This is a genomic window from Celeribacter baekdonensis (assembly GCF_003047105.1).
Lineage (GTDB): Bacteria > Pseudomonadota > Alphaproteobacteria > Rhodobacterales > Rhodobacteraceae > Celeribacter > Celeribacter baekdonensis_B.
In genome coordinates, this window is sequence record NZ_CP028475.1 from 1239464 (window position 1) to 1257345 (window position 17882).

Below are 17882 nucleotides of genomic sequence, written 5' to 3' on the forward strand. Positions count from 1 at the left end.
TCCCATGCGCCCCCGCCAAAACGGGGGCTTTTTTATTGCCTAAACGATGACATTACATACGTGAGACGGAGAGTAAGATGACACGTCAAATGACCGGAGCGGACATGGTGGTTCAAGCCCTGAAGGATCAGGGTGTGGACACAGTATTTGGCTATCCGGGGGGCGCGGTCCTACCCGTCTATGATGCGATTTTTCAGCAAAACGACATCAAACACATCCTGGTGCGCCATGAACAAGCCGCCATCCATGCCGCCGAAGGCTATGCCCGCTCGACCGGCAAACCTGGCGTCGCACTGGTGACCTCTGGCCCCGGCGCGACCAATGCCGTCACCGGGTTGACTGATGCGCTCTTGGACAGCATCCCCTTGATCGTGTTCTCCGGTCAGGTTCCGACCTTTATGATCGGCACCGACGGTTTCCAAGAGGCCGACACGATCGGCATCACCCGGCCCTGCACCAAACACAACTGGTTGGTCAAAGACACCGACAAACTGGCCGAGACCATCCATCAGGCGTTCCACGTCGCCACATCGGGCCGTCCGGGTCCGGTGCTGATTGACTTGCCGAAGGATGTTCAGTTTGCCGAAGGCACCTATGTTGGCCCGGCAAAAGCCAAGGTCAGCCATTACCAGCCTAAGGTGAAAGCCTCGATCGAGGACATCAACAACATCGTCCAAATGCTTGAAAAAGCAGAGCGTCCGATCTTTTACACTGGCGGAGGCGTGATCAACTCCGGCCCGGCCGCCTCGCAGCTCTTGCGCGAATTGGTCGAGGCCACGGGCTTTCCGATCACCTCCACCTTGATGGGTTTGGGTGCCTACCCGGCGTCGGGCAAAAACTGGCTGGGGATGCTCGGGATGCACGGTCTCTACGAGGCCAACATGGCGATGCATGGCTGTGATCTGATGATCAACATCGGTGCCCGCTTTGATGACCGGATCACCGGACGGATTCAGGATTTCTCCCCGAATTCCAAAAAGATCCACATCGACATTGATCCCTCTTCGATCAACAAGGTCATCCGCGTGGACCTGCCGGTTCTGGGCGATGTTGGCCATGTTTTGGAAGACGTGTTGAAGGTCTGGAAATCGCGCGGCCGCAAGACCGCCAACACCAAAGCCTGGTGGGAACAAATCGACGCGTGGCGTGAGGTGCGTTGCCTGAGCTACAAACAATCCGACACGGTGATCAAACCGCAATATGCCCTCCAGCGTCTCGAAGCGCTGACCAAGGACATGGACCGTTATATCACCACGGAAGTTGGCCAGCACCAAATGTGGGCGGCGCAATTCTTGGGCTTTGAAGATCCGAACCGCTGGATGACGTCGGGCGGCTTGGGCACGATGGGCTATGGTTTTCCGGCCTCCATCGGGGTGCAATTGGCGCATCCTGAGAGCCTTGTGATCAACGTCGCAGGTGAGGCGTCGTGGTTGATGAACATGCAAGAAATGGGCACCGCAATGCAATACCGCGCGCCCGTCAAACAGTTCATCCTCAACAACGAACGCCTTGGCATGGTGCGCCAGTGGCAACAATTGCTGCACGGCGAACGCTATAGCTCGTCCTGGTCCGAAAGCCTGCCGGATTTCGTAAAATTGGCCGAAGCCTTTGGCGCCAAAGGTATCCGCTGTTCCGACCCTGCCGATCTCGATGACGCGATCATGGAGATGCTGAACCACGATGGCCCGGTGATCTTTGATTGCCTCGTTGAGAAACACGAAAACTGTTTCCCGATGATCCCGTCAGGCAAAGCGCATAACGAGATGCTGATGGGCGAGGCCTCGACCGAGGGCGCGATCATGTCCGACGGCGCGGTTTTGGTGTAACCCGATGAAACGGCTGATGAAAACACTCCGCACGGCCCTCGCCCTCCTGGTGGCGACATGGGGTCTTGCGGGGTGCCTGTCGAATGAGGCCACCGAGGTCTCGCAAGACGGGTTCACATTTGCCGTTGCGGTCACGGGCGACACCGCCGTGGCCAGAAATTATCACACGGGGCGGCTTAATTTTGCCAAGCTCGAAGAGGCCGCCCGTGCCGCCATTGAAACCGCTTCCGGCTGTGCCGTGCGCACGCTGGTGAAACGCGGTGAGATCAACACATTCGATGCCACGCTCAATTGCGCGGGCTAAGGGAGAGAACACATGTCTGCTCTACGCATCCAACAAGGCTCCACCAGCCATTCCGCCTATGACCTTCGCGACTACCACGCCGAGGTGATTGAAAAACACACACTGGCCGTTTTGGTCGACAACGAAGCGGGCGTTTTAGCGCGCGTGGTTGGGTTGTTTTCAGGCCGCGGCTATAACATCGAAAGCCTGACCGTGGCCGAGGTCGATCACGCGGGTCACCTGTCCCGGATCACCATTGTCACCACCGGCACCCGCGATGTGATCGAACAAATCAAAGCGCAGGTCGGGCGCATCGTGCCGGTTCATGATGTCCATGACCTGACCGTCGAAGGCCCGTCGATCGAGCGCGAATTGGCGCTGTTTAAGGTGCATGGGACAGGCGACAAACGCATCGAAGCGCTGCGTCTGGCCGAAATTTTCCGCGCCAATGTGGTCGACAGCACCTTGGAGAGCTTTGTGTTTGAAATGACCGGCACCTCGGAAAAAATCGACGCCTTTGCCGAGCTGATGCGTCCGCTGGGCCTGATCGAAACCGCGCGCACCGGCGTGGCGGCTTTGGGCCGGGGCGGCAAAGACTAAGCCCCTCTTAGCGACGAAAAAGACACAAAAAGGGCCCCCAAGAGGGCCCTTTTTCTATGATAATCAGGACCGCGTCAGAAGGATTTGGACAGACCAATCCGCAGCCCGGCGTCATACGTGCCTTCGGCCTGTTTGCCCGCATCCACATCAACCGAAAGCGTCATGCCATTGGCCATTTCGCTGTCAAAACCAACCCCGATCCGCGGCGCAACAAAGCTGCTGCTGCCCTCGGCGCGGGTCTTTTGGCTCACCGCCTCAACCGCGCCGCTGAGATACGGGGTCATGCCGTTCACCTCGGCAAATTCCATCCGCGCCCCCAACGACAGGCGGGCGTTTTGGATATGCTCGGCGGCAACCGTGCCATAGGCGCGCTGACGTTCGTCAAAGGCGGTCAAACGACCAAAGGGCGATAAGATGCCAGAGGCCAGAGGGACGTCCCCCGACACCGCCAGACCAAGGGCGCGACGATTGGCGGTGAAACTTTCACCCCCGACTTCATACTCAGGCCGGGCATAGGTCAGGAAACCATCAAGGCGAAGCGTGCCGGTCTCAAGCCCAAAATACGGCCCATATGCCAGCGCCTTGCCGGTATCGTCACTGCCATCCACGTCAATTTTAGTATAGCCCAGCATCGCGCCGACAAACAGCGTGTCAGACATCATCCGGTCGGCACCGATCACCAGATCATAAGAGGCCCCATCGTCGTCGCCCCAATAGCTACGACCTTCGGCATAGCCCCAAACAGTCAGGCCTGTCCCCTCGATCGCGCCTGTGGCGAACCCGCCCTGACGGCTAACAGCGACCGTATTGGCATGGCCGCCAAACCGGTTCTGGGCCACCCCATCAAGGGCATTGTGCATGGCGAGGTTTTGGGTTGTGCCCATGATCCGCCCCAAGTTGGCCCCTGCGCCAGCGTCAAGCCCGGCCCCCGGAACACAGCTTGCACTGGCGCGCAAGCTGGTCGTGCCACGTGGCACCGCCTCCAATGGCGCAAAGGTGACACTGAGCGTCACCTCCCCATCCGACTGCGCGACATAGGTATGTGGCAAGGTCGTTTGATACGCCCCCTCCGGTGAGGTCACCGCCAAACTGTATGCGGCTTGCACATTGATATTTAAGCGCTCCATGGCCTCGACCACAGTGATGGCGTCGCCACGCTTCAAATCAAAATGGTAAACGAAATCCCCGTAGAAGCCGACATTTGTCGCCTCTTCACAGGTGTAAAGCTGACTGGCCTGCGCGCCAGCAACCGCTCCCACGACGATCCCTGTACTCAGTGCCAAAGTTCGAAAAAACGACATCGCATCCCCCTATCGCATGACCTGAACCCCATGCGGGACTCATCTTATTCCCATATGCGAATATTACACCTGTTCAGCGACGCGGCGTATGCGCTATGACAATGCGAGCGCAATCAGTGGAAAATCTATAATTTTATGTGGCATTTTGAGATCACAAATGGACAAACCACGCACAATAGGCGTTATGGCCCTGCTGTGTCTGTGCCAAAATAGACCATGTTGCTTACCTCATCGGCGCATGTTTGTCGAAATATCCGCGCACCAAAGCTGGATAATTCCCACGCGGATGAATGCCAATGTCATGTCGCCGCCGGATCATCATCGCCAAACTTGGTTCAAGACGTTCCAACAGCAAGGGCGAAGGCGCTCGCACGTCTTGGGTCGAAATGGCGCTGCCGAACAGGAACCTCGGATTGCCAAGATAATTTGGTTCAAACCCGCCAAGGTTCATCAATGGCACACGGTCCATCGCCGAAATAAAAGAAAATCCAAGCATTTGACGAAACACGATGCCACGATAGCGACGCATTGGCATCGTTTTGCCGAAGCCGACCCTTTCGCTGGCGACGCGCGAGATAAAACCCGAGATTTGCATCACGCCAACCTCATCGCGTTTCAGCGTAAACAAATGACAACTCAACGCGCCTTCGTCAAAATAGGACACCCGATAATGCAAATAAGGCCCGTCCGGCAGCGCCGCAGGCGAAATCAACCCCGCGCTCAATCCGCCCAAAAACCCTGAGAGTTCGCGCACCGCGGACCCTTTTTGAGTCTGCGACTTGATGCCATCCAAAGGCTCCAACAAGATCCGCGCATCCACGTCAAAATACTGACAAATGCGATACAATATATCCGGCCGCGGGAACGCTTCCGCTTTGAGATAGCGATTGAATTGCGTGCGATTGATGCCAAGGTCGCGACACAGTTGTGAGACAGAGGTCGCGCGCTCCGACAGGCGTGTTAAGTTTTCGCCGAAAACACGCCTCAACTGCGCAGGAGATACATCCTGTTTCACGTCGCCCCCCCTGTTCGCATGCTGCTGCCAAGACCAAAGCGGCCTGCGTTTCGGAGCTTTACAAAGACCTTGTATCAAATGAAAACCGCCCCGATGTCACAGAGTATGCGCAAGTATGGGAGTGGTTGATACAAATTTGTGTAAAAATTTAGGTTCTGCGGCCAGCTTGACGCCAACCAGCGTCAGAAGATTAAATTCATGACACATAAACCCGAATGTTCTGCGCTTTCTGCTCATGCTATCAACATATGCTCAGTAGATGCCATGTATTCAAAAGGTTTCAATTATGGACGGAATCGTTCTTTGGTCCGATCCCGAGGCACATACAGCCGTCATTTGGTGTAGCGATCATGGAGATCTGGCCTATGCCTCTGGACTGGACAGTCTCGTCGGGGTTTTTTCAATGCCCGAAACCGGAACAATGGTTTCAATCAAGACACGCTATGAGAACGGCATGCGCATTTGCGATCAGTTGATGCCGATCCAACGCTATGCCGCCCCCGAAATTGCCACTCATTTGCGTGAGTGGGCCGACGCTGTCACAGCCGCATAACCTCCCCCACACGGCCCATTCATTTCGGCCCATCATTGAGGCCCATCATTGAGGCATTGTACAGCGCCTCAATCTGGCCCCGCGATCTTCCCCGCGACGGCGCTGACTGATTTTTTAGCCTTTGATCGCCCTGAGCCCTCACAGCTTATGATCCGCGGGGCCGCCGGTCTGTCCCGGCCTTATGCCCGCACCTACCGTCGTATGATTCTGGCGCCTTGGTTGAATGTGCCGCCACGCCAAACGCCCGGCACGGCCATGTTCACCGCTCCCTCCCCACGGCTCTTTGCACATCAGTGTTCGGATAGGTGTCTCAGCGGCCAGGATATGAGACAGTTTCGCCGCCGCGCCCTCGCTTTGACAAAAAGCGCTACTCACGACGGGATGCGCGCGCCACTTTTCCTTCGACAAGGAGGAGAAGACAATGCAGCCAGAAAAAGACACCTTGGCGTGGATGTACGAAAAGATGGTGACCAGCCGTCGGTTCGAAAACGCCATCGAGAAAATTTACATGGAGGGCAAAACGCCGGTTTTCAACATGGCGAACGGCCCCATTCCGGGTGAGATGCACCTGTCAGATGGTCAGGAACCCGTCGCCGTCGGCGTTTGTGCCCACCTCCACCCTGCTGACGTGGTCACCGCAACCCATCGCCCCCACCATCAGGCCATCGCCAAGGGCGTCGATCTCAACAGAATGGCGGCCGAAATCTTTGGCAAGGCCACAGGCCTGTCCGGCGGACGCGGTGGCCATATGCACATCTTTGACGCGGATGTGAATTTCGCCTGTTCCGGCATCATCGCGCAAGGCATGGGACCGGCAGCGGGCGCGGCCCTCTCGCGCCAAATCCAAGGTAAGCCGGGTGTGGCCGTGGCCTTTATTGGCGAAGGCGCAGCCAACCAAGGCGCGTTTCACGAAGCGATGAACCTGGCCGCCGTCTGGAAATTGCCCATGGTCGTGGTCATCGAAGACAACGCCTGGGGCATCTCGGTGTCGAAAGAGGCCTCAACCGCCATTCAGCGCAACTCCGATCGGGCGGCGGCTTATGGCATTCCCGGTCATTTCATCCCCGGCAACGACCCGCTGAAGATTTACGAGGTGGCGGGCGAAGCGATTGCACGGGCACGGCGCGGCGAAGGCCCGACTTTGATCGAAATCGAGACCTATCGTCTGGCCGGGCATTTCATGGGCGATGCCGAAGGGTATCGACCCAAGGGCGAAAAGGATGGGCTGTTTGCAAAAGACCCAATCCCAACCCTGCGCGCCAAATTACTGGCAGATGGCACCTTTGACGAGGCGGAGCTTGAGGCGCTCGAAACCCGTGCGCAGGCCGCAGTGGACGAGGCGATCCGCTTTGCCCGCGAAAGCGCCGATCCGAAACCGGAAGACGCGATGACGGCTGTATTTGCCTGATCGCAGAGGGAGGAAAACAATGGAAAACGAACGTAAACTGACGATTGCGCGTGCAATGGCCGAGGCCATGGCACAGGAAATGCGCATCGACCCGACCGTCTTTGTGATGGGCGAGGACATCGCCGAGCTGGGCGGCGTCTTTGGCAACACCCGTGGCCTTCTGGAGGAATTCGGCAAAACGCGGGTCCGCGACACACCGATCTCAGAAACGGGTTTCATCGGAGCCGCCGTTGGCGCGGCACAGGATGGCATGAAGCCGGTGGTCGAACTGATGTTTGTGGATTTCTTCGGGGTCTGTTTCGATGCAATCTACAACCTGATGGCCAAAAACACCTATTTCTCCGGCGGTAATTTCAACGTGCCGATGGTGTTGATGACCTCGACCGGCGGTGGCTATTCCGATGCGGGTCAGCATTCGCAATGCCTCTATGGCAGCTTTGCACACCTGCCCGGCATGAAAGTGGTCAGCCCCTCCAACGCCTATGATGCCAAAGGGTTGATGACGGCGGCGCTACGTGACCCGAACCCGGTGATTTACATGTATCACAAGGGCTTACAAGGCATGGGCTGGCTTGGCACGGAGGCCGGGGCGATCACCCATGTGCCCGAAGAAAGCTACGAGGTCGAGATTGGCAAAGCCGCCATTGCCCGCGAAGGCCGCGATGTGACCATCGTGTCGATTGCCCAAGGCGTCCATCACGGGTTGAAAGCCGCCACTGTGCTTGCCGAGCAAGGCATCAGTGCCGAGGTGGTCGATCTGCGCTCTCTGGTGCCGCTGGATCGCGACACGGTCCGCGCCAGCGTCGCCAAAACCGGACGGTTGATCGTCGTGGATGAGGATTACCACAGCTACGGCGTGTCCGGCGAGATCATCGCCACGGTCACTGAAAGCAATATGGCCGATCTGAAAGCACCGCCCAGACGCATCGCCTTCCCGGATGTGCCAATCCCCTTTGCCCGCGTGATGGAACAGCATTGCCTGCCCAATGCCGGTAAAATCGTCGCCGTCGCGCGCGAAATCTGCGGTGCGCCCGTTCCGGCCTAATCTGGCCTAATCTGGCCTAAATCGGCCTCTCTCCAACCATAACACAATACCAAAACGCCACCCCGCATCTGCCGGGGTGGCCCCAAGAGGAGTGTGCCACATGGCAACCAATATCATTATTCCATCCGATCTTTGGGACGGCGACGACGAATGTGTCATCACAGCATGGCTGGCGAGCGAGGGCGGCACTGTCACCGAAGGCGCGTTGATCGCAGAGATCATGACCGCCAAGGTGCAATATGAAATCACCGCCCCCGCCAGCGGCACATTGAGCATCAATGTGGCCCAAGACGAGGTCGCCGCAAAGGGTGACGTGATCGGGTCGGTCGCATGACCACCGAAACCACATCAGAAACACGCATTGTGCCCCTGCGCGGCGCGCGGGGGATGATTGCGGACAAGATGGTCAGCTCCCTGCAAACCGCGGCACAGTTGACCCATCACGCGCGGGCTGACATGACCGCGCTGTTGGCCGCCAAGGCGCAGTATAAGGCCAAGGGCATCTCGCTGTCTGTCGAAGACCTGCTGATGGGTGCAGTGGTGCGCACACTCGCCAACCATCCTGACATCAACGGCAAGGTGAAGGACCGCGAGGTGCATCTGTCCCGCGCCATTGACCTTGGCGTGGCCATCGCGCTGCCGGGGAATTTGCTGGCGGCGCCTGCGATTTTCGGAGCCGGTGACATGGATCTGCAGGAGTTGCGCGCGGCGCGGCGCGATCTGGCCGAACGGGCGCGTTCCAACAAGCTGACAGTCCCGGAAATGACGGGCGGGACCTTTACCATCTCCAATCTTGGCCTCAGCCGGGTGGAACAGTTCACCCCGATCATCAACACGCCACAAATCGCCATTTTGGGTGTGGGCTGTGCGGTTGAAACGGCCGTACGCGAAGGGGAAAACACCGTGTGGAAATCCTTTACCGGCCTGTCTTTGACCTTTGATCACCGGGCAATTGACGGCGCGCCTGCGGCGGATTTTCTGACCGCCTTGTGCGCCACCATCGAGACCTTCACGCCATGATCGTCGCGCCCTTTCGCACCGCCGCCGATGGCATTGCGCGCGAAACCGCACTGTTGCAGGCGGGTCAGCCCGCCCTGCTCTTGTGGCAGGCCGAGGAAACCGCGCTGGTCATGCCTCATGCGTTGGCACGGCGCGACGATATGCAAATCCCGTTGCGCTCAGCAACCGCCGAAGGGTGCCGGATTGCCTTTCGCGGCAGTGGCGGCGGCATCGTCCCGCAAGGGTCCGCGACACTGAACCTTGCCATGGTTTTACCCTGCCGCGCGGACTTCACCATGGAAGACGGGTATCGCATGATTTGCGGCACAGTGGCAGAGGCGCTGACCCGTTTTGAGGTGACGACGCACACCGGCTCCTGCCCCGGCGCCTTTTGCGATGGCGCATGGAATGTCTTGGCCGAGGGGCGCAAATTGGCGGGCACCGCGCAACGATGGCGGGCCACGCCCGAGGGCCGCGTGGCGTTGCTTCATGCCGCGATCCTGTTGCACATGCCCGATCCGGCCACTTGGGTCGAGATGGGTTTGCTGCATCGTGCGGCCTTTCCGGCGGAGCCCCCCCTGCGCCCTGACGCCCATATCACCCTCGATCGGCTCATGCCCGCAACCATGAGCCACACACGTTTTCCCGGAGCGTTGATCAGAGCCGCGGAGGATCGGCTTTCTGCCTCAACGCGCCGTGAAGAAAGGGCGGCCTAACCGCCGAATAAACCCAAAAATAACCCAATGGGAGGAGAAGACATGACCATTCGTTTCCACCGGCTTGGCACATCGGATGAGGACCGTGTTGCCATGAGCCGTCGCATGTTTCTGATGACGACAACCATGGCCGGGATCACCACAAGCACCCTGCTTGGGGGCAAAGCCTTTGCCGCCTCAGACGTTCTCACCAAAGCGCAAGGCGCGAGCCTTTTGCAAATGATTCAGGACATCTATCCACATCCCACCATCCTGAACCTGTCGCATTACCAAGCCATTGTCGCGACCGTCCTGACCAATGCCGAGGCCAATGAGGATATGGCCAAGGATCTGACCGAGGGGCTGGCTCACATCGACGCCCAGGCACAAGCGCTGTTCGGCGTGCCCTATGTCGAGATTGAGGACCCGGATGCCCGTGAAGGTCTGTTGCGGCATTTCCAACACGACGGCTTTTTCCAAGGCGTGCGCTGGACCGCCTATTTCGGCATCTATGACAACAAAGAGATCTGGCCCCTGCTTGGATACGAAGGCTCGTCTGTCGAACATGGCGGATATATCGACCGGGGATTTTCCGACATCACCTTCGTTCCCGAGGGGCCGACCCTCGAAGAACGCATCGCCGATGTTCAGGGATAAGGGAGAGGGACAATGACACAATTCGATCTCAACGACGACAGTGTGGTCGTCATCATCGGCTCGGGCGCAGGCGGCGGCACATTGGCCAACGAACTGGCGCAAAAGGGCATCACATCGGTTGTTCTGGAAGCCGGAAAACGCTTTGACCTTGGCGACATCGAAAACGACGAATGGGCGATGTTCAATAAGATCTCCTGGCTCGACAAACGGTATTCTGCGGGCGGTTGGCATGGGGCTGTGAACCACCCGACGCTGCCCACATGGATCGTCAAAGGCTATGGCGGCTCGACCATTCACTGGGCCGGTGTGGCGCTGCGGTTCAAGGAACACGAGTTCAAAACCCGCAGTACCTATGGCGCCATCGACGGGGCCAATATCGAAGACTGGCCTGTCGATCTGGCGGAAATGACCCCGTGGTATGAAAAAGCAGAACTGAAGATGGGCGTCACCGGCAAGACCACCGGCATGCCGCACCTGCCCTGGAACAACGGCTTTCGGGTCTTGGCCGAGGGCTGTCGCCGCACCGGCCGTACCGATTACCGATCTGGCCCAATGGCGATCAATTCGGTCGAACGCGACGACCGGCCCGCGTGTCATCAGATTGGGTTCTGTATGCAGGGCTGCGCGATTGGTGCGAAATGGTCGACCATGTATACCGAACTGCCGCGCGCCGAGGACACTGGCAAATGCGAGGTGCGCACCGATGCCATGGTCTTGCGGATTGAACATGATGACGCGGGCAAAGCCAATGCCGTGGTCTATGCCGACAAAGACGGCAACCACCACCGGCAAAAAGCCCGGATCGTTTGCGTTGCGGGCAATTCCATCGAAAGCCCGCGGATGCTGCTCAATTCCGCCTCCAGCCTGTTCCCTGACGGCTTGGCCAATTCGTCGGGCCAGGTTGGCAAAAACTACATGAACCACACCACGGGTGGGGTCTATGCGGTGCTGCCTGAAAAAGTGCACATGTATCGCGGCACCTCGGTTGCGGGGGTCGTCGGGGACGAAGTTTACCACGACGCGGCACGCGGCTTTGCCGGCGGGTATTACCTCGAATTCCTCTCGCTCGGACTGCCCTTCATGGCGGCCTTTTTGGAGCCGGGCAACACTGGCTGGGGCCGCAGCGTGGCGGGAGCTTTGGAAAACTACGACCGCATGTCAGGGGTCTGGGTTCTGGGTGAAGACATGGCGCAAGAGCGCAACGGGGTCACGTTGCATGGCAGTGAGGTGGATCAGTACGGCCTCCCCGTTCCGATCGTTTCAAAAACGCCGCACAACAACGACTACGAGATGACGGCGCATATGTATGAAACATCGAGCCAAATCTACGAAGCCGTTGGTGCCACCGATGTCTATGAACTGCCCGCCTATCCGGCGACCCACAACATGGGCACCAACCGGATGCATGCCGACCCGACCAAGGGCGTGGTCAACGCCTATGGACAATCCCATGACATTGACAATCTCTTTGTCTCGGACGGCAGTCAGTTCACCTCGTCGGGGGCCTGTAACCCGACCCTGACCATCGTGGCGCTGGCCATCAGACAGGCCGAATACATCGCCCAGGAAATGACCGCTCAAAACATCTGAGCGACAGACATCTGAGTGGCAGGCATCTGAGTGGCAGGCATCTGAGTGGCACTGCGACCCTCCCTGAACACGGCCGGAGCCTCCTCTGCGGCCGTGTTTATGTCTCATTCAGGCTTTGAAGTGGCGGGATCGTCGCTGAGTTCAACAGGCAACGGACAGGCAAAGCCCCCCAACGCAGCCCAAAGCCCCCCCAAACGCACCGCGCCAAAGGTGGATCATCACACGAGGGCATGCCCCCCGTTATAGGTAAGATTCAACGCAGATTTTAACGCTGCTCCGGTCGCTGCAAGCCTTCGGAGGCGATCCAGCGGTTGACCGTCGCTCGGCTTTTGCCCAGCAGGCGCGCGGCCTTTGAGACATTCCAGTTGGTGCTGTCCAACGCATCCTTGAGCGAGGCTCGGGGCCTCTCTTTGGCGGCGTCCTGTCGCGACGGGAGCAAACGCGCCGGCAGGTCGGTCACATTGATCCGCCTGCCGTTGCCACAGATCAACGCCTCTCGCAAAACCGCATGCATCTCGCGCCGGTTGCCCGGCCAAGGATAGCCCATCAGGACATCTCGGGCGCTGTCGGCAATCTCGATCGGGTCGGTGAAACTTTCGGCAATGACGTTGTCCAGAACCGCGTCGCACTCTCGCTGCGCGACCGGCGGCAATTCCACAACCGCTTGGCCCAACAGATACAGCAAGCTGCGCGGAATGCTGTCGTCCCTTTCCAGCTCGGACCATGCTCTGCCAGCCGTGAACAAAACCGCAGGCGGCCGGGCCTTCATCCCAGACATCGACGGATCAACATCAAGGAACCGTTCCAGCACAAGCTGCGCCTCTGCCGACAGGCTCTCGATATTGCGCAGGATCAATGTGGGCACCACGTTGTCGACGGGATAGTCGCTGAGAAACCCCACGCTCGTGAGCGCCTCAGACAGATCAGCCTCAGCACCATTGCGCGCGGCATCCAACGTCACGCCCACCGGCGAAATCAGTCCCTGTTCCTCCAAAAGCGCCTTGGCGAAACCTTCCGTGCCAACCCCTGGCGCACCACAAATCAGCACTGGGACACGATGGGCCACCAGTTTGCGCGCGCGTTCGGCCAAAATCGGCAACCTGCCACCCTCTTTGATCAACCGCCCCAGAGTCGTTTCCTTCTCGATCCGGTCAGGAATGCGCGGCAAGTCACTGTGCATCACACGTCGTCTGGGCGGCACCGCCACAGGGCCACGCAGGGTGATGTTGAGATCCTTTAGATCGGAAACATGGCGTCCCACGAGGTCCTGATGCGCGCTCGGGCGGGCGCTGTCACGCCACAGTGGCAGATAGGAAACGACGACCCCCGCGTCATCACAGGCCACCAGCGTTTCAAACAAGCGCCGCGACACGGGATCTTGGGACAAGGCCCGCCCGGTCAGTTTGTCAGAATGGAAGGTGCGGAACAGCCGGGTTTGAAATTGCCGTGAGGCCCGCCGAATGACCTGTTCGCACAGCGCGTGCTCCTCCTGGCGCCGGCGCACGGAGCCGACAAGTGTTATGGTCCCGATCAGGTTGTTCTCAGCATCCATCAACGGCGCTGAACTACAACTAAACCCATGAAAACAAGTATAAAAATGTTCATCGCCCAGCACAGTCAAAACGCGCCCGGTCTGCATCGACATGGAAATACCATTGGTTCCGGCAACGCGCTCATCCCAGACCGAGCCGCGCACAAGCCCGTTTCTTTGAAACTCGGCCTCCATGCCCTCTGGTGCATAGGATTCAATCACAATGCCTTCGGCATCGGTGATCAAAAGACTATACCGGGACCGGCTTGGCAGCAGGACCGAGCGGTCAACCTCCGAGGCGGCCCCTCCAATCTGATCCAGAAACTTCTCGTTGCGATGGTTGATCTCGTCCGCCTGCAATCTCAGGATCGGGGATCTGGTACAGGAGGACAGGTTGTGCAAAGATCGGCTCCGATCCCGTGAGGATCGGATCAGTTTTTCCACAGATGACCTGTCCATTTGGCCCGCCACCGTCACTCCCTTTCAATCATCAGCCTTTCAGGATGCCTTTATTCTGACAGTGAGTGTTGAGCAAAAAACGCCCGCTGTCTAACCCGACCTTCGGGGTGGTCGATCAGGACAACCCTTCAAGCGCCTCCAAAGCACGGCCACCATAGACAACCGACGGGCCGCCGCCCATTTCGATCGCCACCGAAATCGCTTCGATGACTTCGTCCCGGCTGGCCCCATGCTTCAAGGCCGCGCGCAGGTGGAAGACGATACAATCTTCGCATCTGATGGCGATGGAAATCGCAAACGCCATCAACTCTTTGGTCTTTGCCTCAAGAGCCCCATCCCCGGATGCGGCCTTCACAAGCTGGCTATAGGGCATCAAAACCGAGGGAGCCGCCTTGAAAAGCGCGCCCACGCGCTTGTCGATGGATGTCGCATTCTCTTGGTAGGTCGTCGTCACTGTCTAAGGTCTCCCGCATAGGTTCGCAGACGCCAGCCCGAAGATGTCACCTCGGATGCGCCTCACATTTTGTCGCACTGTCCGGCCAGCATCCCAAAGGACAGAGAATTTCGAAAGCCCCAAGAGGGCCGTTGCCCGCGCATCCCGAAAACTGTCTCAACACGCGCAAAGTGAGACAGTTTTCGAGGCCGTCCTGCACCTGGGCCACAGACCAAAGGCAATCAGGCGTGCGACATGAGCGGGATGTACAGAGCGGAGCGCAGGCTAGACAACGGAGCGTCGCCTCAATAGATACGAAGAGATCGCAGTCACGACGCACTGCCGAAAAAGGCCTTGCCCTCGTCATGAGCAACCCTATCTTTCAGCTTCTCGAACACCGCAGCTCGTGCCGCGCCTTCCTGCCGGACGTGGTGCCTTTGGCCGACCTGCGCGCCATCCTCTCTGCCGCGCGACGCGCGCCGAGTGGCGCAAACCTTCAGCCCGGCGGCTTTCATGTCTTGACCGGCGCGCCACTTGACCGGCTCCGCGCGGTGCTTGCCGATGTTGCCCAAAGCCCGCCCGAACCCTCCGAATACAGTTATTTCCCAAATCCGTTGCCGCCCCATCTGCGCGCGCGACAACGCAGCGCCGGATATGCGCTTTACCATGCCTTAGGGATCGAGCGACGCGACATCGCCGGACGACAGGCGCAATTTGCCAAAAACTACCGGTTCTTCGAGGCCCCTGTCGGCATCGTTGTGACGATTGATCGCAACATGGGCGCGGGCTGTTTTATGGATTTGGGCATGGCGTTGATGGCCCTGATGCTCCATGCGCAGAGCATGGGCTATGGCACCTGTGGCATCGGGGCACTGGCCAATCACGGGCGGTTGACGCATCAAACGCTCGGCTTAGCGCAGGACGACATCGTGGTCTGCGGGATCGCTCTTGGCCGAGCGGACACACAGGCCCCCGTCAATGCGGTCACGACGGAGCGCGCGCCGATTGAGGACTACGCGACATTCCACGGTTTCGAGGAAAATTCTCCCGATGAACGTGGCTGAAATCTATCTAAGAGACAGGCCGCTTCGGGCCGACACTGGGTCCGATGACGTCGAGGGCGATGAGGCTGCGGCCTTGCGGCGCTTGCTGAGATGTCTCACCTCCGGTCAATCCTTTCGCGTGCAACCTCGCCCCCCTTTCGTTCTGGCGATCGCGGGCCGGGAGGCCATCGAATGTTGTACATCGGGAAGCACCGGACAGCCAAAGGTCATCCGGCGCAGCCGAAGCTCATGGACCGCAAGTTTTGCCGTCAACCGTGCACTGTTTGACGTCGCCCCCACAGATCGGGCTGCGGTTTTTGGGGCCTTGAGCCATTCTCTGACGCTTTACGGCATCGCAGAATCCCATCACTGCGGGCTTGGTCTTCACCTGCTGCACGGGCTGCGGCCCAAAGCGCAGATCGAACACCTGACCCGCCACCAGATCAGCGTGATCTATGCGACGCCGACGCAGCTGAGGCTGTTGAGCGGTCCCCCCGTCCCTTCGGTGCGTGTCGTGCTGTGCGGTGGCGGGCGCCTTGATACGGCAACGCATGCGCATGTCGCGCAGATGTTTCCCCGCGCCGAGCTTCGCGCATTCTATGGCGCCTCCGAGACAAGTTTTGTGACGCTGACGGATGCACAGACGCCCGCCGGGTCGGTCGGCCGCGCCTATCCCGGCGTGACCCTGGACATCCGCGCGGCGCAGGACGGTGTGGGTGAGGTTTGGGTGCAAAGCCCCTATCTGTTCGATCAGTATGTCGATGGCGAAAGTGCCGCGACACGATGGGATGGGAGCGCCGTGACCGTTGGAGAGATCGGACGCCTCGATGAGCGCGGCTATCTTTTCTTGATGGGGCGGCGGGATCGGATGGTCACCATCGCCGACCGAAACGTGCACCCTGAAGCGCTTGAAACACTCTTGGCCACGCTTTTGCCCGACCGCCTCTCGGCCGTGGTCACACGGCCCGACGCACGTCGCGGACATGTGTTGGTCGCCTATATCGAAACCGGGACAGAGCCGCCCCCCGATGACGCATGGTTGCGCCAAGAAATCACCCAGCGCCTCGGCGCGATCATGGTGCCGCGCAAGATTTTACTGACCGCGCAGTTTCCACTTTTGGCCTCGGGAAAACCGGATCTCGCAGGGCTGACGCAGGCTCTCCCATGGCCGTGATCATCGCAGCCCGCCGCACCGCAGTCGTGCCCCGTGGCGGGGCATTTTCAACCTTGCACCCGCATGAACTGGCAGCCCCTGTCATCGCCGCGATGTTGCGCGATACCGGCCTAAATCCCGGCGACATTGGGCAACTCTTTCTCTCGAATGCTCTGGGCGGTGGCGGCAATCCCGCCCGGATGGCCGCGCTGTTTTCGGGTCTTGGGCCTGTGTCGGGTCTCAGCATCGACGCCCAATGTGCCGGGGGCTGGATGCGATCGCGATGGCCGCGGCTTGGGTCGATGCGGGGTTTGCCCGTGCGGTCATCGCAGGCGGGAGCGAGAGCTTCTCGCAGCGCCCGCTGCGCGCAACACAACCCGGTCCAGACGGTGCGCCGAGCTTTTACACCCGCCCCCCCTTCAGCCCATTTCCCGAACAGGACCCGGACCTGACCAGTGCGGCGGACGATCTTGCGCGCGGCTTGGGCCTTTCGCGGCAAGAACAGGATGGTTTTGCCGTCGAAAGCCATCGCAAAGCCTTGGCGGCTCGGGATGCTCTCAGCTGTGAAATCGTTCCGATCCAAGGCGTGGACCATGACGCCTTCACGCGTCGGTTGACCGTGAACACCGCCCGTCGGTCCAAAACCTTGGCGGGTTCGGTCAGTGCCGCCGCAACGGCGGTGGAGGCGGATGGGGCGGCCTTTTGCCTTGTGGTGGCCGATGACATGGGGGCTTTGGTGGATCATGCGGTGTCTATTCGCGCCCATGCCTGCGTCGGGGCGGACCCGGCACTGCCCGGGATCGCGCCCGTCGCCGCAATCACACGCGTGCTTGCCGCCTGTGGGCTGACGCCAAATGATCTGAGCACCATCGAAGTGATGGAAGCCTACGCCGCGCAAGCCATCGCATGCATCAGGCTGGGCCATCTGCCCGACGACAGAACCAATGTGTCAGGTGGCGCCCTCTCGCGCGGCCATCCGATTGGAGCCTCCGGCGCGATTTTGGTCTGCCGTGCCTTCCATGAGCTGAAGCGCCGTCCCGGCCCGGCCCTGTGCACAATCGCCGCAGCAGGGGGGATCGGCTCTGCCATGGTCTTGGAGACATCTGTGGACCGCGCCCCAAGGTCCCGCAGATAAAGGCCTCGCGGATAAAGGCCGCCCAGCAGATATTCACCCAGCAGATATTCACCGGCCGGATATTCACCCGAAAGACCGGTTCTACGCCACTGGCGGTCCTATTGCGGCGGCGGACCATATGGGTATGATGATCAACATATTCTGGCACGTTCCCTT

The 17882-nt window shown here is 59.5% G+C and carries 18 protein-coding genes and 1 pseudogene; 15 read left to right on the forward strand and 4 right to left on the reverse strand.

Features of this window, described 5'->3' with window-relative positions:
- The first annotated feature begins 77 nt into the window (after window positions 1-77).
- From DA792_RS09620 to ilvN, 3 genes are read left to right on the forward strand one after another with little or no spacing between them, the layout of a single operon-like run.
- Complete coding sequence (locus DA792_RS09620; protein WP_107719751.1) at window positions 78-1826, forward strand: acetolactate synthase 3 large subunit; 1749 nt, start codon at window positions 78-80, stop codon at window positions 1824-1826.
- Window positions 1827-1842: 16 nt separating this feature from the next.
- Window positions 1843-2130, forward strand: coding sequence for a hypothetical protein (locus DA792_RS09625; RefSeq protein ID WP_107719752.1), 288 nt, complete (start codon window positions 1843-1845; stop codon window positions 2128-2130).
- A gap of 12 nt (window positions 2131-2142) precedes the next feature.
- Window positions 2143-2709, forward strand: coding sequence for an acetolactate synthase small subunit (ilvN, locus tag DA792_RS09630; RefSeq protein ID WP_107719753.1), 567 nt, complete (start codon window positions 2143-2145; stop codon window positions 2707-2709).
- 74 nt (window positions 2710-2783) lie between these two features.
- On the opposite strand, the gene DA792_RS09635 is transcribed toward ilvN, so the two are convergent.
- Both DA792_RS09635 and DA792_RS09640 read right to left on the reverse strand, forming a co-directional pair.
- A complete protein-coding gene (locus tag DA792_RS09635; protein WP_107719754.1) occupies window positions 2784-4010 on the reverse strand; it encodes an autotransporter outer membrane beta-barrel domain-containing protein in 1227 nt (408 codons plus the stop codon).
- Window positions 4011-4233: 223 nt separating this feature from the next.
- On the reverse strand, window positions 4234-5025 hold the full coding sequence (locus DA792_RS09640) for a helix-turn-helix domain-containing protein (RefSeq protein WP_107719755.1): 792 nt from the start codon (window positions 5023-5025) through the stop codon (window positions 4234-4236).
- A gap of 286 nt (window positions 5026-5311) precedes the next feature.
- On the opposite strand from DA792_RS09640, the gene DA792_RS09645 reads away from it, so the two are divergent.
- The 8 genes from DA792_RS09645 (at window position 5312) to DA792_RS09680 (ending at window position 11972) form a co-directional block, all read left to right on the forward strand.
- Complete coding sequence (locus DA792_RS09645; protein ID WP_107719756.1) at window positions 5312-5578, forward strand: hypothetical protein; 267 nt, start codon at window positions 5312-5314, stop codon at window positions 5576-5578.
- Window positions 5579-5999: 421 nt separating this feature from the next.
- Window positions 6000-6986: a thiamine pyrophosphate-dependent dehydrogenase E1 component subunit alpha gene (locus DA792_RS09650; protein ID WP_254679667.1), complete on the forward strand. Its 987-nt coding sequence runs from the start codon at window positions 6000-6002 to the stop codon at window positions 6984-6986.
- Window positions 6987-7005: 19 nt separating this feature from the next.
- The gene (locus tag DA792_RS09655; RefSeq protein WP_107719757.1) at window positions 7006-8031 is read left to right on the forward strand and encodes an alpha-ketoacid dehydrogenase subunit beta; all 1026 of its coding nucleotides are present in this window, start codon (window positions 7006-7008) and stop codon (window positions 8029-8031) included.
- 100 nt (window positions 8032-8131) lie between these two features.
- Window positions 8132-8365, forward strand: coding sequence for a biotin/lipoyl-containing protein (locus DA792_RS09660; RefSeq protein WP_107719758.1), 234 nt, complete (start codon window positions 8132-8134; stop codon window positions 8363-8365).
- A complete protein-coding gene (locus tag DA792_RS09665; RefSeq protein WP_107719759.1) occupies window positions 8362-9051 on the forward strand; it encodes a 2-oxo acid dehydrogenase subunit E2 in 690 nt (229 codons plus the stop codon). Before DA792_RS09660 ends, DA792_RS09665 begins: the two co-directional genes overlap by 4 nt.
- Window positions 9048-9746 (forward strand): lipoyl protein ligase domain-containing protein, encoded by a 699-nt coding sequence (locus DA792_RS09670; RefSeq protein WP_107719760.1) that lies wholly within the window; start codon window positions 9048-9050, stop codon window positions 9744-9746. Before DA792_RS09665 ends, DA792_RS09670 begins: the two co-directional genes overlap by 4 nt.
- A gap of 42 nt (window positions 9747-9788) precedes the next feature.
- Window positions 9789-10382: a Twin-arginine translocation pathway signal gene (locus tag DA792_RS09675; RefSeq protein ID WP_107719761.1), complete on the forward strand. Its 594-nt coding sequence runs from the start codon at window positions 9789-9791 to the stop codon at window positions 10380-10382.
- Between the two features lie 12 nt (window positions 10383-10394).
- Window positions 10395-11972, forward strand: a complete 1578-nt coding sequence (locus tag DA792_RS09680; RefSeq protein WP_107719762.1) for a GMC family oxidoreductase — start codon at window positions 10395-10397, stop codon at window positions 11970-11972.
- A 265-nt stretch (window positions 11973-12237) separates the two neighbouring features.
- Here the strand turns inward: DA792_RS09680 and DA792_RS09685 are convergent, their stop codons facing one another.
- Window positions 12238-13962: a sigma-54-dependent Fis family transcriptional regulator gene (locus tag DA792_RS09685; protein ID WP_159075222.1), complete on the reverse strand. Its 1725-nt coding sequence runs from the start codon at window positions 13960-13962 to the stop codon at window positions 12238-12240.
- Window positions 13963-14077: 115 nt separating this feature from the next.
- Window positions 14078-14416, reverse strand: a complete 339-nt coding sequence (locus DA792_RS09690; protein ID WP_254679668.1) for a carboxymuconolactone decarboxylase family protein — start codon at window positions 14414-14416, stop codon at window positions 14078-14080.
- 344 nt (window positions 14417-14760) lie between these two features.
- Here DA792_RS09690 and DA792_RS09695 point away from each other — a divergent pair, with 344 nt between their 5' ends.
- The 4 genes and pseudogenes from DA792_RS09695 (at window position 14761) to DA792_RS23250 (ending at window position 17726) form a co-directional block, all read left to right on the forward strand.
- Entirely contained in the window at window positions 14761-15459 is a 699-nt protein-coding gene (locus DA792_RS09695; RefSeq protein ID WP_107719764.1) for a nitroreductase, read from the forward strand.
- Complete coding sequence (locus DA792_RS09700) at window positions 15446-16612, forward strand: AMP-binding protein (RefSeq protein ID WP_159075223.1); 1167 nt, start codon at window positions 15446-15448, stop codon at window positions 16610-16612. The genes DA792_RS09695 and DA792_RS09700 overlap by 14 nt, the downstream gene beginning before the upstream one ends.
- Window positions 16603-17228: pseudogene (locus DA792_RS23245) on the forward strand (thiolase family protein); the annotation flags it as partial. The gene DA792_RS09700 and the pseudogene DA792_RS23245, both read left to right, overlap by 10 nt.
- Before the next feature lie 87 nt (window positions 17229-17315).
- Complete coding sequence (locus tag DA792_RS23250) at window positions 17316-17726, forward strand: hypothetical protein (protein WP_368074511.1); 411 nt, start codon at window positions 17316-17318, stop codon at window positions 17724-17726.
- The last annotated feature ends 156 nt before the right edge of the window (window positions 17727-17882 follow it).